The sequence below is a fragment of the Achromobacter animicus genome (assembly GCF_040775605.1).
Classification (GTDB): Bacteria; Pseudomonadota; Gammaproteobacteria; order Burkholderiales; family Burkholderiaceae_B; genus Achromobacter; species Achromobacter animicus.
This window is the reverse complement of record NZ_JAYGJK010000001.1, coordinates 4,601,742-4,616,033: the sequence shown is the minus strand read 5'-3', so window position 1 is coordinate 4,616,033 and position 14,292 is coordinate 4,601,742. Positions and strand designations below refer to the sequence as shown.

The 14,292-nt window shown below is 63.9% G+C and carries 16 protein-coding genes and 1 tRNA gene; 10 read left to right on the top strand and 7 right to left on the bottom strand.

Annotated elements, in window-relative coordinates; translation table 11 throughout:
• Positions 1 to 12: 12 nt before the first annotated feature.
• From pstA to AB3147_RS21115, 3 genes are all read left to right on the top strand, one after another.
• A complete protein-coding gene (pstA, locus tag AB3147_RS21125; RefSeq protein WP_082579045.1) occupies positions 13 to 867 on the top strand; it encodes a phosphate ABC transporter permease PstA in 855 nt (284 codons plus the stop codon).
• A 49-nt stretch (positions 868 to 916) separates the two neighbouring features.
• Positions 917 to 1,693, top strand: a complete 777-nt coding sequence (pstB, locus tag AB3147_RS21120; protein WP_175126057.1) for a phosphate ABC transporter ATP-binding protein PstB — start codon at positions 917 to 919, stop codon at positions 1,691 to 1,693.
• A gap of 58 nt (positions 1,694 to 1,751) precedes the next feature.
• Positions 1,752 to 1,828 (top strand) — tRNA-Pro (locus AB3147_RS21115).
• Between the two features lie 189 nt (positions 1,829 to 2,017).
• Here the strand turns inward: AB3147_RS21115 and AB3147_RS21110 are convergent.
• Together AB3147_RS21110 and AB3147_RS21105 are read right to left on the bottom strand one after the other, a co-directional pair.
• Entirely contained in the window at positions 2,018 to 2,998 is a 981-nt protein-coding gene (locus AB3147_RS21110; protein ID WP_367352895.1) for a Bug family tripartite tricarboxylate transporter substrate binding protein, read from the bottom strand.
• A gap of 32 nt (positions 2,999 to 3,030) precedes the next feature.
• On the bottom strand, positions 3,031 to 3,981 hold the full coding sequence (locus tag AB3147_RS21105; RefSeq protein ID WP_367352894.1) for an alpha/beta hydrolase family protein: 951 nt from the start codon (positions 3,979 to 3,981) through the stop codon (positions 3,031 to 3,033).
• Between the two features lie 83 nt (positions 3,982 to 4,064).
• On the opposite strand from AB3147_RS21105, the gene AB3147_RS21100 reads away from it, so the two are divergent.
• Positions 4,065 to 4,958, top strand: coding sequence for a LysR family transcriptional regulator (locus tag AB3147_RS21100; RefSeq protein WP_367352893.1), 894 nt, complete (start codon positions 4,065 to 4,067; stop codon positions 4,956 to 4,958).
• A gap of 141 nt (positions 4,959 to 5,099) precedes the next feature.
• Positions 5,100 to 5,564, top strand: coding sequence for a hypothetical protein (locus tag AB3147_RS21095; protein ID WP_367352892.1), 465 nt, complete (start codon positions 5,100 to 5,102; stop codon positions 5,562 to 5,564).
• Positions 5,565 to 5,654: 90 nt separating this feature from the next.
• On the opposite strand, the gene AB3147_RS21090 is transcribed toward AB3147_RS21095, so the two are convergent.
• The gene (locus tag AB3147_RS21090) at positions 5,655 to 5,921 is read right to left on the bottom strand and encodes a hypothetical protein (RefSeq protein WP_343738481.1); all 267 of its coding nucleotides are present in this window, start codon (positions 5,919 to 5,921) and stop codon (positions 5,655 to 5,657) included.
• 156 nt (positions 5,922 to 6,077) lie between these two features.
• Between AB3147_RS21090 and AB3147_RS21085 the strand changes: the two genes are divergently transcribed.
• Positions 6,078 to 7,160 (top strand): flavodoxin family protein, encoded by a 1,083-nt coding sequence (locus AB3147_RS21085; RefSeq protein WP_367352891.1) that lies wholly within the window; start codon positions 6,078 to 6,080, stop codon positions 7,158 to 7,160.
• Positions 7,161 to 7,224: 64 nt separating this feature from the next.
• Here the strand turns inward: AB3147_RS21085 and AB3147_RS21080 are convergent, their stop codons facing one another.
• Positions 7,225 to 8,133: a DNA/RNA non-specific endonuclease gene (locus AB3147_RS21080; protein WP_367352890.1), complete on the bottom strand. Its 909-nt coding sequence runs from the start codon at positions 8,131 to 8,133 to the stop codon at positions 7,225 to 7,227.
• Positions 8,134 to 8,337: 204 nt separating this feature from the next.
• On the opposite strand from AB3147_RS21080, the gene AB3147_RS21075 reads away from it, so the two are divergent.
• Positions 8,338 to 8,667, top strand: a complete 330-nt coding sequence (locus AB3147_RS21075; protein ID WP_367352889.1) for a hypothetical protein — start codon at positions 8,338 to 8,340, stop codon at positions 8,665 to 8,667.
• A gap of 87 nt (positions 8,668 to 8,754) precedes the next feature.
• On the opposite strand, the gene AB3147_RS21070 is transcribed toward AB3147_RS21075, so the two are convergent.
• The 3 genes from AB3147_RS21070 to AB3147_RS21060 all read right to left on the bottom strand — a co-directional run bounded on the left by AB3147_RS21070 (position 8,755) and on the right by AB3147_RS21060 (position 10,855).
• Positions 8,755 to 9,096, bottom strand: coding sequence for a hypothetical protein (locus AB3147_RS21070; protein ID WP_367352888.1), 342 nt, complete (start codon positions 9,094 to 9,096; stop codon positions 8,755 to 8,757).
• 81 nt (positions 9,097 to 9,177) lie between these two features.
• On the bottom strand, positions 9,178 to 9,780 hold the full coding sequence (locus tag AB3147_RS21065; RefSeq protein ID WP_175125981.1) for a LysE/ArgO family amino acid transporter: 603 nt from the start codon (positions 9,778 to 9,780) through the stop codon (positions 9,178 to 9,180).
• Between the two features lie 163 nt (positions 9,781 to 9,943).
• Entirely contained in the window at positions 9,944 to 10,855 is a 912-nt protein-coding gene (locus tag AB3147_RS21060) for a LysR family transcriptional regulator (RefSeq protein ID WP_279972571.1), read from the bottom strand.
• A gap of 114 nt (positions 10,856 to 10,969) precedes the next feature.
• On the opposite strand from AB3147_RS21060, the gene AB3147_RS21055 reads away from it, so the two are divergent.
• From AB3147_RS21055 to AB3147_RS21045, 3 genes are all read left to right on the top strand, one after another.
• Positions 10,970 to 11,926, top strand: a complete 957-nt coding sequence (locus AB3147_RS21055; protein ID WP_367352887.1) for a hydroxymethylglutaryl-CoA lyase — start codon at positions 10,970 to 10,972, stop codon at positions 11,924 to 11,926.
• Between the two features lie 34 nt (positions 11,927 to 11,960).
• Positions 11,961 to 13,175, top strand: coding sequence for a CaiB/BaiF CoA transferase family protein (locus AB3147_RS21050; protein ID WP_367352886.1), 1,215 nt, complete (start codon positions 11,961 to 11,963; stop codon positions 13,173 to 13,175).
• 115 nt (positions 13,176 to 13,290) lie between these two features.
• Positions 13,291 to 14,283 (top strand): Bug family tripartite tricarboxylate transporter substrate binding protein, encoded by a 993-nt coding sequence (locus AB3147_RS21045; RefSeq protein ID WP_367352885.1) that lies wholly within the window; start codon positions 13,291 to 13,293, stop codon positions 14,281 to 14,283.
• Positions 14,284 to 14,292 lie beyond the last annotated feature (9 nt).

Here is a 14,292-nt window from a genome sequence, read left to right as displayed (position 1 = left end):
AAGGAAAAAATCATGGCTGAATCCGTACTCAACATGCAGAACGGCATCTACCGCCGGCGCCGCGTGGTCAATCGCATCATGCTCGCCGTGTCGATGACGACGCTGGTCTTCGGCCTGTTCTGGCTGTTCTGGATCATTCTCACGTTGCTGATGAAGGGTGCGCCCGCGCTGTCGTACACGCTCTTCACCGAAATCACGCCGCCGCCGGGCCAGGCAGGGGGCTTGCTCAACGCCATTCTCGGCAGTGTGATGATGGCGGGCGTCGGCACGCTGATCGGCACGCCGGTCGGCATCCTGGCCGGCACCTATCTGGCTGAATACGGCCAGCGCGGGTGGCTGGCCCCGGCCACGCGCTTCCTGAACGACGTGCTGCTGTCGGCGCCGTCCATCATCATCGGCCTGTTCATCTATGCCGTGTATGTGGCGCAGGTCGGGCATTACTCGGGTTGGGCCGGCGCCATTGCGCTGTCCATCCTGGTGATCCCGGTCGTGGTCCGCACCACCGACAACATGCTGCTGCTGGTGCCCAACAGCCTGCGCGAGGCGACCGCCGCGCTGGGCTGCCCGAAGTGGCGCATGATCACGCTGGTCTGCTATCGCGCCGCCAAGTCCGGCATCATCACCGGCGTGCTGCTTGCCATCGCCCGCATCTCCGGCGAAACCGCGCCGCTGCTGTTCACCGCGCTGTCGAATCAGTTCATGTCGCTGAACATGAACGGCCCGATGGCCAACCTGCCGGTCGTCATCTACCAATACGCCGCCAGCCCCTTCAAGGACTGGAACAACCTGGCCTGGGCCGGCGCCACGCTGATCACGCTGCTGGTGTTGGGCATCAACATCATCGCCCGCAACCTGTTCCGCAAATAAAGATCGCTTTGCCGGCGCGCTGGCCGCGCCGACATCCAAGGGAAACCCAATGGAAAACACCGCTACCGCAGTCAAGAACAAGCTCGAGGTCAAGAACCTGAACTTCTATTACGGCAAGTTCCACGCGATTCGTAACGTGAACATGTCGATCCAGGAGAAGAAGGTCACCGCCTTCATCGGTCCGTCGGGCTGCGGCAAATCGACGCTGCTGCGCACATTCAACCGGATGTTCGAGCTGTACCCCGGCCAGCGCGCCGAGGGCGAAATTCTGCTGGACGGCGACAATCTGCTCACGGCCAAGACCGACATCTCGCTGATCCGCGCCAAGATCGGCATGGTCTTCCAGAAGCCCACGCCGTTTCCCATGAGCATCTACGACAATATCGCTTTCGGCGTGCGTCTGTTCGAGCGCCTGTCGAAAGGCGAGATGGACGAGCGCGTGGAATGGGCGCTGAGCAAGGCTGCATTGTGGAACGAAGTGAAGGACAAGCTGCACCAGAGCGGCAACAGCCTGTCCGGCGGCCAGCAACAGCGTCTGTGCATCGCGCGCGGCGTGGCGATCAAGCCCGAAGTGCTGCTGCTGGATGAGCCGTGCTCGGCGCTGGATCCGATCTCCACCGCCAAGATCGAAGAACTGATCGCTGAACTGAAGAACGACTACACCGTCGTGATCGTGACGCACAACATGCAGCAGGCTGCGCGTTGCTCGGATTACACGGCGTATATGTATCTGGGTGAGCTGATGGAATTCGGTCAGACCGACCAGATCTTCGTGAAGCCTTCGCGTAAGGAAACCGAGGACTACATTACGGGCCGCTTCGGCTGACCGCAGGGTCGGGCGCAGCGGACGCCAGACACCAGTTTCTGGTATAGTCTCCACCCTTCGGGGCGTAGCGCAGCCTGGTAGCGCATCTGCTTTGGGAGCAGAGGGTCGTGAGTTCGAATCCCACCGCCCCGACCAATATCCATGCGGGTCTCCGGATTTCCGCAGTGCAAGCAAAGACGACAGGTGGTCCAAGAAAATTGGGACCACCATAAAGATGGCCCCAAACTCACCGAGGTTGGGGCCATTTTGTTGGTCCGCCCGACTCGCGATCAGGCTTCGAGCGTGTGAGCTTAGGCGTGTAATCGCATGCTCCGTCCCTTCCTCCTACTGACGCGGGATCTTCGCTTCTTCGATCAGCTTTTGCCATTGCGCATCGCTGCTTGCCACAAACTGGCCGAACGCAGATGGCGAGGTGGCCGGGCTGACCTTGACACCCAATTCCTTGAACCGTGCCTGGATCTCCGGCTTGGCCATGACACGGCTGAACGCGGCGTTCAACGTCTGGACGATGGGGGCCGGCGTATTCGACGGTGCAAAAATTCCGGTCCAGAAGTAATAGTCCATCCCTTTGAGTTCCGGTGTTTCACCCGCCGACGCCAAGTCCGGGTTGCCGATGTCGCGTTCGCGGCTCATGACGCCCACGCCCGTCACACGGCCGCTTTTAATTAGTTCGAGCAGGGCTGGCAGCCCGGACACCGCGATATCAACATTGCCGCCGATGACATCGGTCGCGATTTTCGACGCGCTGGCGTAGGGAATGAACGTGATGTCCGTACCCGTGGTGAGCTTGAAACTCTCCATGGCGATGGCGGGCAGCGAGCCGACGCCCGTGGCGCCGTACGTCAGCTTGCCCGGGTTTGCCTTGGCGCGCGTAATCAGGTCGCCGAACGATTTCACGCCCAGATTCGGATTCGCCACGACGCCAACGCCGCTTGTGCCCAGCGGCGCGACGGCGGCCAGGTCGCGGTAGGTGTATTTGGCCGACGATTGCAGAATGGGCGCGATCACGACATCGGACACGATGCCCATCAGCACCGTGTACCCGTCGGGCTTGGCGTTGACCGCGCGCGTGACGCCGATGATGCCGCCGGCTCCCGCGACGTTCTCGATGACGATGGTCTGGCCCAGCTCGCGGCCCAGTTCGGGGGCGATGATGCGAGCGAACGTGTCCACCGATCCTGCCGGTGCGTAGCCCACGATGAGCTTGATGGGATGGGCGGGGTAGGCCTGCGCATGCGCCGCGCTGGTTCCTCCCAACACAAGGGCTCCCAGCAGCGCGGCGCTGGAAAAAGGTCGAATGGTCATGGTTGTCTCCTGTTGTTTTCGTTCGTGTTGCTTCAGCTTTGCAGCCACTTCAAGACGCGTTGGAACACCTCGTCGCTATTGCGGTCCATCATCGGCAGGTGGGAATTGCCCGCTACGCCGCTGGCGGGCAGGTCCAGCACCGACACGTCGGCGCACCTCCGGATGGAATCCAGATAACGCTCGGCTTGTTGGCGGTAGCCGACCCAGTGCGAGCCCGACGCTTCAATGAAGTCGCCCCACACAACAAGATGCGGCGGCAGCGCTTCAATCGGCGCCGCTTGCGGCATACCGCCAGGCTCCACGCCCACCACCCGGCGCACTGCTTGAGGACGGCGGCGCGCAATCTCGGCGGCAAAGCCCGCGCCCTGGCTGTGGGCGACGATATGGCAATGCCCGACCCGGTCGATCAACGCTTCATACGCCGCCAGGATCATGGACTCGTGGCCCGGCCAGCGCGGCACCCATTGATTGGCGAACGCGTCGAACGCCTCGGTGGGAAACTGTTGCCCTGGATAGGCCTTTCGCTGCGGCGGATCCGGGTCGTAGACGGGTCCGATCCGAAACGTCGTCCAGGCCTCGCGCTTGGTGCGAAAGACGGGCGACTCGCGATACACCTGCGGGAAGCGTGCCCACGACGAACGGCCGCGTTCCACTGCGTCGCTGACCAGGACGTCGTAACCGGCATCCAGGAATTTCCACAGCCAGCCGTTGCGGCCATCTGGGGTCGTTTCCCATGTGCAGCCGGTCATGCCCCCGCCATGCCAAAGCAGCACCGGATCCGGATGCCGGGGCTGTGCCAGGCGGTATTCCTGGACATACATCTGCCCATAGACCTGCTCTCCGTTTGGGTTGACCTCGCGCGGGGAACCGTTCAGGACCATGCTGCGATATTCGACGGGCAGGCCTTCAAGCACGGCGGTCGCGCCGCCCACGAAGAAGCTGTTCATCGATTTCAGAAAAATGCCCTTGCCTTGTGGATTCATGATGGCTCGTTGAAGTGATGCCCGCATGTTCAGGCCGCGCGTATAGTTACGTCTATCGAAAAAATTTCAACGATTCTTGATCCATGCGAATCAATTACGATCTGGAAGATATCCGCTCGTTCTGCTGCGTGGCGCGCATGGGCCAATACACGTCCGCCGCCGCGCTGCTGTGCGTCACGACGTCGGCGTTGAGCCGGCGTATCGCAAAGCTGGAATCGGAAATCGGCGGACGCTTGTTTGAACGTACGACGCGCAGCGTGGTGCTGACGTCGACAGGCCGCGCGCTGTATGAGCGCGTGCTGCCCATCGTTACCCAGATGGATGCCAGCCTGGCCGAGGCCGCTCGCCGCGCGCGGGGGCACGAAGGCACGCTGATGGTGAGCACGGTGGCTTCGGTAGGCTATTCGGTGCTGCCGAATGTGCTGCCCCAATTCTATGCACGGCATCCGCAGGTGTATCTGTCCATCCGCGACGGCAACGCGACCGTCACGACGGGATTGGTCGAAGAGCGCGAGGTGGAATTCGGCATCACCACGCCGGTGTCATTCGGCCCCACGCTGGAGGCCGAGCGCGTCGCCACCTATGGCTACAACCTGGTGTTTGCCGAGGGTTCTGCCCTGGCGCCACGCAGCCGCAAGCTGTCTTGGAAAAAGCTGCCGGGCCTGCCGGTAGTGGGGCTGAATCCGGTCAGTTCCACCCGTTTGCAGATCGACAGTGTCCTGAACGCTCGCGGGCTGGAGTTGCCCTGGACCATCGAAGTCGATCAGCTGGCCACCATGATCGGGCTGGTGCAATCGGGCAATTTCGTGACCATCATGCCGGCGTTGTTCGAAGCGCATGGGTATGGCCTGAAGTCGATCCCTGTGCTGGATCCCGACATCGCGCGGGATGTGTATATCGTGCGCCGCCGTGACACCACGCCGACGCCGCAAGGCCAGTATTTGATGGAACTCGTACGCGCCTACCTTGCGCGTTGAAACACGCCTATCGAACGCGGCGGTTGACACATCGCGTTACTTCGTTTGCTGCTACTTCTGAACCCTGCGTGTTAGATATATCGCCGGGAGATTCCGTTCGGCGTGTCGCCGGGCGCATGTCCCTATTTTGAGGAGCTGACCATGAATACTGTTCACAAGATGAATGCTGTTCAAGTGCCCCTGAAAAGAGTTTCCGCGATTCTTTGCCTGGCGGGTATGACGTGGGCCACGGGCGCGGCCTACGCCGCTGACACCAGCGCTACCTCGCAAGCGCAACACCAGCAGGATGTCGCGACCTGCAAGAGTGGTGCTTCCGGCCAACCGCTCGAGACGTGCCTCCGCGAAGCGGCCGCGGCGCGGCAAGAGCGTGATCGTCAGAATCTAAGTGCCGAGAGCCCCGAGCAGTTGCGGCAGAACGAGCTGGCGCGCTGCAACCGCCTGCCCGAATCGCAGCGGGCGACCTGCGTGGCGAAGATGACCTCGCCCACGAATGTGCAGGGCAGCGTGCAGGGCGGTGGCGTATTGCGCAAGAAAGAGATCCAGGTGCCCGCCACCCCGGCGAATCCGGCTACACCAGCCAGCACCGCACCGGCGCCGGCCCGCTGAACGGCCTGTCCTAGAACGCACAAACGTAGCGAGTTGCAGCCACGCGAGAGACGATCGCGTGGCTGCGTTTGCTTGTATGCGCGGGTTTGCCTAAAACCGCTGGTCCTTGTCGAACGGCACCTCGGCATCGCTCGGACGTTCGAACGTCGGCGCTTCGCCGTTCAAGTCGGCAACATGAATCTGCGCGAGGCGGGTCGCCTCGGCAATAGCGCCATGCGCGGAATGAAACCGCTCGTCGATGGCAATGCGTTCGGACGGCACGCCGGCGATCGGCGAGATCAGCGTGTAGCCGATGCGCCATTCATCGCCGTCCTGCTCGGGCTGCGCGATCTGAAAGTCCCACTTGGCTGTTTGCATAATTCCTCCAGTCGGTCGGTTCATCCTACTGCACTGAATGCGCCCTTGAAAGGTTAGACGCTTTGCACCGTGGTCAGCACGGCGCATTCCGCGGCGGCGGGCGGATGGGCATAAGAGTTGCTGCGAAATGCCGTTTATCCTTGCAGACTCATCGCCATGGCCAAACCAAAGCTCGAAGTCCGATCAGGACAATATGCCGGCAAGCTCCCGCGCGACACGTTCCGCTTGCGGTTCATGCGCCGCTTCTACGATCCGGCCTTCAAGGTGGAAGCCGACGCGTTGGACCGGCTCGAAGCCATCGCTTGGGACGCCTACGAGAACGGACGCAAGGCGCCCGTCACCGTCAAGGCAGGATCGGACTATGCAGATCCCGATTACGACCTGTCGGTGGAATGGAAGGACGCCCACGATCGACTTGCGCGCGCCGCACTGGTGCAGCGCAATCAAGAAACACGTTCTCGCGTCCTGGTCGTCATCGGTGCGGCGCGCAACGATGGGACCTGTCCCAGCGAAATCTCAAAAACCTGGCGGCTGTCTGAAATCATTCGCGACGAACTGGAGTCGGCCGGTGTGCAGGCGGACATGCTGGATCTGAGCCGCCTGACGTCGGAATACCAGTACCTCATCCACCCCTGCAAAGGCTGCGTGTCCACCGCGATGCCGCTTTGCCATTGGCCCTGTAGCTGTTATCCCAATCATTCGCTCGGGCAGGACAACGATGCGATGAACGACATCTACGAGCAGTGGGTGTCGGCGCATGGCGTGATTCTGCTCGCGCCAACCTATTGGTATCAGTCGCCCAGCGTCCTGAAGCTGATGATTGACCGGCTGGTCTGTGCGGATGGCGGCAACCCCGATCCGACGACGACGTCAGGCAAAGACGCGATGAAGGCCAAGCAGATCGAGATGGACGGGTGGCCGTTTCCGAAGCACTTGGCCGGCCGCGCCTACGGCGTGGTGGTGCACGGCGACGTGGCGGGCATCGAGGGGCAGCGGCGCGCGCTCTGCGACTGGCTCGAATGGATGGGGTTGGTGGATGCCGGGGCGTCGTCGAAGCTGGATCGCTACATTGGCTATTACAAGCCGTATGCCACGAGCCACGCGGAGCTGGACGAGGACACGGCAGTGCAGGAAGAGGTGCGCAATGTGGCGAAGGCGATGGTGCTGTGCCTGCCGCGCCTGCGGGCCGGAGAGTGGCCCGCCGTGGATCAGGGGTTGCCATCGCCGCGGCCGAAGTAGGCGCCGCGGGTGATATGCGGTCGACACCTAAACTAAAACCGGGCAGTCAACGCCGACGAGACGATCAATTCCCCGTCGGCAGCAACTGCATCCCCGTGCGGCGCGCGAACTCTTCATAACTGATCGGCGCGCCCGCCTTTGTGTTTGCGCTATTCGCCTGCCAATGCACCCACGAGCGCCCCGTGGACGCATCAAACACGACCTTGAACAAATGGCTCGGCACCGCCACGCCGGACCCAATCTCCTTGGGCTTGTCGCCGTAATACGGACCGGTGAACACATACACATCGCCCGATGCCCGCATCACATACTTACGCGTGTCCTGTTCGATCTGGCTCCACGGCCCACCGTTGTGGCGCTGGTCCTGCGGCACCATGTTGGCCAGCGAAAAGCTTTGCGCCATGGCCTCATGCGTGGACATGTCGCCCGCCGGCGCCATATGACCGCGCGAGTAACCCGATCCCTTGTAGTCCGTCAGCTCTGCGCGTTCGGCGCGCGGCACGCGTGCCTCGGCATAGAACTTGTCGGACCGCTCCATGCCCTGCGCCAGCGTCAGGATCTTGCGGTTCAGGCGCTCGGCCACGAACACCGGCGTCTTGGTCTGGCCGTTGTGCAGGATGGCGAAGTTTGAAAAGCACAGCTCGCGCAGCGCCTGGCTGGCGGGCACGACGGGCGGGCGCTGCTGCGGGAAGAATTGCGGGCAGTCGGCAAAGCGCGTGTGCGCCATGCCGCCGGCGGGCACCGCGGCAGGCGCGAACTTTTCCTGGGTCGGCCAACCGACGCGCGCAAGGATGTCGTCGATGGAGAAGTGGGCGCGCCATTGCGGGTTCAGCGCGTACGTGGCCGCGCCGAAAGCGGCCAGCGACGTGAGCGTGAACGTTCGCAGGAATCGGTAGATGCGGCCGGGGCTGGCGGCCCGGCTTTTGCTGGCCGGTGCTCTCTTTCTGGGTGCTGATTTCTTCGCGCGGGTCATGCTGCCTGTTTGTTGCGGGCCGGCGCCACTTCGCGCTCGGCAACTGGCGGCATTGTAGATGACCGCAACGTGACAGACGTTAACCGGCCATTGCGGCGCACGCCCACGCTGCGCGCGGCAGCGGGCAGAGTATTCTTATGCTCGTTCGGAATTCACAAACACAACGGCCGCGTTTGCCGGCTGACACAGGACTGGGGAAGTTCAATGAGATCGTCCGTGCTTTTCGTGGCCGCCATCGTGGCGGGCTGCGCTGCTCCCGCGCCGGGAGACATGATCACGCAAGATAAGGTGCAAGCCATCAAGATCAACGTCACGACGTTCGTTGAGATGGTCCGCGACTTTGGTCCCCCTCGCACGCAGCAGGTCAACCCGCAAGGCCTGCGCACCGCGTCATGGTTCTACTTCAACAACAGCGAGTACGGCGCCATGCAGGATCAGCGCACGCTGACGGTGACCTACAACAAGGACGGCACGGTCAAGGACTACATGAACGCGTCCGCGGGCGAAAGGGACGGCGCGCAAAAGAAGCGATAGGGCGCTCGTCGCAAAGGCGCGTGGCTTACGCCGCCGAACCCTGGCGGCGCGCCATCACGGACGGCGACAAGTTTAAAGAACGAGTGGTCACTGCGTCGGCGCCGCCTTCAACGCATTGGCCCGAATCTGTTCCGATCGCTGGCGCTGCTCGTTGCGGATCGGAATGCAGTCCACCACCAGCACCTCTTCGCCGGTCCGCAGGTCGATGACCTTGGTGGCGCGGTACAGGTTGCTGAGCGGGCCGCGATCCAGGCAGGCACGCTTGGCGCCCGAGCTTGCCCGGAACAGCTCGGGCACGCCTTCGTACTGCGGGTTGGGCACGCTCCATTTGCCGCTCATGTCCTGGGTCCGCACCACATACTGGCCAAAGGCCGGACCGCTGCACAGCAGGATGGCCAATGCGCCGGCGGCGCCAACTGCGATTCTCATGGCGGACGATCCTTCAAGGACGACGGGTAGGGCAGCGTAGCAGTGCGCCGCCCCCTTCGCCGTCCGCCAGATGGATGAGGATTACCTCACCAGCTGTATGCCGATCACGATCATCAGGATGCCGACGCAGGCATCCAGCACACGCCACGCGGTGGCATTTGCGAAGACGGGCCGCAGGAGCCGCGCGCCATATCCCAACGCAAAGAAAAAGCAGAACGACGCGCAGATCGCGCCGGCAGCAAAGGCCAGCTTGCGCCCTTCGTACTGGCTGGAGATGGAGCCCAGCAGTACGACAGTGTCCAGGTAGACATGCGGGTTTAGCCAGGTGAGCGCCAGACACGTGGCCAGCGCCGCTAACGGGCTATTTGCCTGACGGGACGAGGGTGATAGATGGTCGTGCTGCTTGCGAAACGCCGAGTGCAGGCTGCGCGCCGCGTAGACGAAGAGAAACAAGGCGCCGCCGTAGCGCATGGCGGGCTCCAGCCACGGCAGCAGACCGACCGCCATGCCAAAGCCCGCCACGCCCGCCGCGATCAGAATGGCGTCGGACAGCGCGCAAGTCAGGCAGATCAGGAAGACATGCTCCTTGCGCAAGCCTTGCCGCAGCACAAAGGCGTTTTGTGCGCCGATGGCGACGATGAGGCTGAGGCCGAGGAGAAATCCGGGGATGAAGGCGGTGGACATGCTGCAAGGTCTGGCAAGGTCATTAGGGGGCGCTCAGACTAGCGCTGGCGGGGAAATTAGAAAAACTAAATATCCTAATCTTTGATTAGCATGGCTAATCGTTCCTGACTTGCCTGCTCCCGGTCGATGCGCACGCCGAAGCCCCGTCCATGCCCACGCCAGTTCACGACTCGCTGCTCGCGCCTGCCGCCACCAGATGATCCAGCAACAATGCCGCCGCCGCAGGCAGCGCCGCTTCGCTACGCATGCAGATCGCAAAGCGCCGCCGGCTCCAGGCGTCCTTCAGCGGCAGCACCCGCAGCCCGTGCGCCATCGCATAGGGCGTGGCGACTTCGATGGGCGCCACGCTGATGGCCAGTCCCGCCAGCACGACGCGAAAGGCCGAATCGAAGTTGCTGACCGTGACGCGGTGCCGAAGTGCCTTGCCGCTGTCGTTGGCTGCCGTTTGCAACATGCGTAGGACGGCGCCGGCGGCCGGCATGCTGACATGCTCGTACTCCAGCGCGTCTTCAAAGAAAACGGCTTCCCGGTCAGCGAGCGGATGGCCCGGCGCGGTGACGATGGCCAGGCGGTCGCCCCGGTAGGGACGCTGTTCCAGCCCATGAAAATCGGCCGCATCCCAGCAGATGCCCAGGCTGGCGATGCCCTCGCGGACGCCGCGCACGACCTCCTGGCTGACGCGTTCTTCCATGTCGACCCGGATGTTGCGGTGGGGAGCGGCTTGAAGAAAGGCCGCGATGTCCTCGGCCAGGGATTCGGCCAGGACCGACGCGGTGGCCAGGATGCGCACTTGCCCCTTTACGCCGCTGGCGTACGCGGACATGTCGCGTTCGATGCGTTCGGAACTGGCGAGGATGGCGCGCGCGTGCTCCAGCAGCGTTTCGCCGGCTTCGGTGGGCTCGACGCCCCGGCGCTTGCGCGTCAGCAGTTTGGCGCCCACGGTGTCCTCAAGCTGCGCGAGCCGCTTGCTGATGGCCGACCCCACGATGTTGGCGCGCTGGCCGGCGCGGGCAATGTTGCCGGTCTCGCAGACGGAGACGAAGAGCCGCAGGGTGGTGATGTCGAGGTCGCGCATGGCGGTCATCCTGTTTGATGTTCCGAAACGGAATTTTAAGCGTTCCAAAATACCGCTTGTGGCTGGTTTGAGAATATCTACACTGGAATTTCTCTTTTTCGATGCCTTGTTGCCATGCCTATTCAAGAACCCGCCTGTCGCCCATCGGCCGCCACGGTCCGTGAAGTGGGCCTGCGCGATGGCCTGCAGAGCCTTTCTGTCGTGATGCCCACGCAGACCAAACTCGACTGGATCGACGCGGCCTACGCGGCGGGCCAGCGCGAGATCGAAGTGGGCTCCTTTGTGCCCGCCCGCCTGCTGCCGCAGTTGGCGGATACGGCGGAACTGATCGCCCATGCCACGCAGCTTGCCGGCCTGATGGTGTCCGTGCTGGTTCCCAATCTGAAGGGCGCTGAATTGGCGCTGGCCAGCGGCGCCCACCTGATGCTGGTGCCGCTGTCGGCCAGCCACGCGCACAGCCTGGCGAACCTGCGCAAGACGCCAGACGAGGTGGTGGCGATGGTCGGCCAGATGCGCGCGGCGCGCGACGCGGCGGGTTCGTCCATGCTGATCGAGGGTGGCGTCGGAACAGCCTTTGGCTGCACGTTGCAGGGCGAAGTGCAGCAGGATGAAGTGCTGCGGCTCATGCAGGCGCTGCTGGATGCCGGCGCCGACCGCGTCAGTCTGGCCGATACGGTGGGATATGCCGATCCGGCCTCGGTGGGACGCCTGTTTGAAGCGGCAAGGCGCATCGCGGGCGATCGCCTGTGCTGCGCGCACTTTCACGACACACGGGGGCTGGGGCTGGCGAACGTGCTGGCCGCGCTGGACACCGGCGTGGCCCGCTTTGACGCCTGCCTGGCCGGCATCGGCGGCTGCCCGCACGCGCCAGGCGCCAGCGGCAACGTCAGCACCGAGGACCTCGTGTTCATGCTGCAGAGCATGGGCATCGAGACCGGCGTCGATCTGCCCCGTCTGCTCGCCTTGCGCGAAGCCGCCGCCGGGTGGCTGCCCGATCAGCCCCTGCACGGTGCGCTGTGGCGCGCCGGCCTGCCCAAGACCTATCCTGCACGCAGCGGCCAGCCGGCCTGAGCGCGCGCATCACGCATCGACATCGAGCCTTACCATGCAAAACGCCGCCGTTCCTCCATCCTCCCGGCCCTTGCCGCTGGCCGGCCTGCGCGTCGTGGAGTTCACGCACATGGTCATGGGCCCCACCTGCGGAATGGTCCTGGCCGATCTGGGCGCCGAAGTCATCAAGGTCGAACCTGTGCGCGGTGACCGCACGCGTCATCTGCTGGGCGTTGGCGCGGGATTTTTCCCCATGTTCAACCGCAATAAAAAGAGCATCGCGCTGGACATACAAAGCCCGGCGGGCGCGGAAGTGGCGCGCAAGCTGGCCGCCAGCGCCGACGTGGTGGCGGAAAACTTCCGGCCCGGCACGATGGCGAAATTCGGCCTGGACTACGCCTCGCTGTCCAAAGCGAATCCTCGCCTCATCTACGTCAGCCACAAAGGCTTTTTGCCGGGCCCTTACGCCATGCGCACGGCCCTGGACGAGGTCGTGCAGATGATGGGCGGGCTGGCCTACATGACCGGGCGGCCGGGCGATCCGGTGCGCGCCGGCACCAGCGTGAACGACATCATGGGCGGCATGTTCGGCGCCATCGGGGCGATGGCGGCGCTGATCCAGCGAGGCATCACCGGGCGCGGGCAGGAAGTGCAGTCGGCGCTGTTCGAGAACAATGTGTTCCTCGTGGGCCAGCACATGCTGCAGTACGCGATCACGGGCCAGCCGTCTGCGCCGATGCCGCAGCGCGTGTCCGCCTGGGCGCTCTACGACGTCTTCACGGTCAAAGATGGCGAGCAGATATTCCTGGCGGCAGTGAGCGACGCGCAGTGGGTGACGTTCTGCGATGCCTTCGGATTCGACGATCTGAAGAACGATCCTGCAATGGCCACGAACAATGACCGTGTGTTGTTGCGGCCCACGCTGCTGGCGGATCTGCGCAAGCGGCTGGCAAATTACCGCGCCGCCGAACTGGCGGCCGTATTCGAACGCATCGGCCTGCCGTTCGCCCCCATCGTCAAGCCCGAGGAGCTGTACGACGATCCGCACCTGCGCGCCACCGGCGGGCTGGCCGAGATCCGTCTGCCCGACGGCGAGCGTGCCGGGCAGACCGCCGGCGCCGCGCTGTTTCCGCTGATGATGGACGGGCAGCGGCTTGGCGTGAGGCGCGATCCGCCTGTGCTGGGAGCGGACACCAACGAACTCCTGCAAGCACTGGGCTACGACGCCGGACAGATCGAAGCGTTGCGCGAGCAGGGCGCCGCGGCATGAGGTAACGGCGCGCGCAAGGCGGGCAGCATGCCGCGCCGCGCCAGCGCAATGATTGAAGCCCTTGCAGTAAACGGCCGCGCAAGTCGGCCGATACAAAAACCATCAGGAGACAGACATGAGCAATCAACGTGCGGGCGGGCGCTTTAGCCGCCGCCAGGTTCTGGGTGCGCTGGGCGCCGCCATGCTGGGCGTGCCCGGCGTGACGTGGGCGCAGTCGGACCGGCCGGTGAAATTCATTTTGCCGGTGGGCGTGGGGTCCGGCGTGGACACGATCACGCGGGCGGCGGGGCCAGCGCTGTCCACCGCGCTGGGCCATACCGTCGTGGTGGAAAACCAGCCGGGCGCGGGCGGCATCGTGGGCACGTCGGCGCTGGTGCGATCGGCGCCCGATGGGTACACGCTCAGCATGGTGTCGAACAACCATGTCATCTTCCCGAGCGTCTACAAGAGCCTGCCGTTCGATCCGCTGGCCGACATCACGCCGATCAGCATGGTGGGCATGACGCCGTTCCTGCTGGTCTCCAATCCGCAAAAGATTGCCGCCAACGACATCAAGGCGCTGACCGCGCTCTTGAAGAGCCAGCCCGGCCGCTACAACTACGCGTCTTCGGGTAATGGAACGATCCTGCACCTGGCCGCGGAAATGTACGTGCAGCAAGCGGGCGTGAAGGCGCGGCACATTCCCTACAAGGGCGTGGGTCCGATGATGGCCGATCTGATCGGCGGTCAGGTCGACTTTGGCGTGCTATCGCTGCCGTCCGTGCTGCCGCAGATCAAGAGCGGTGCGCTCAAGGCGCTGGGCGCCTGTGGCGCGGAGCGCATGGCGGCGCTGCCCGACCTGCCTACGCTGCGCGAACAGGGGATGTCGGACTACGAGATCGGCGGATGGTTTGCGGCGGTCGGGCCGGCAAAGCTGCCGCAAGCGGACGTGCGCCGCATCTACGACGCGCTGGGGCGCGCGTTCAACTCGCCGGAGGTGAAGCAGGCGATGGCGACCCAGAACAACCGTATCGTCCTGATGCCGCCGGAACAGACGGTGGCGTACTTCCGTTCGGAGATGACGAAGTACGCCTCCGTCGTCAAGGGCGCGGGCCTGGAGCTGATGTAGCCCGCGCTG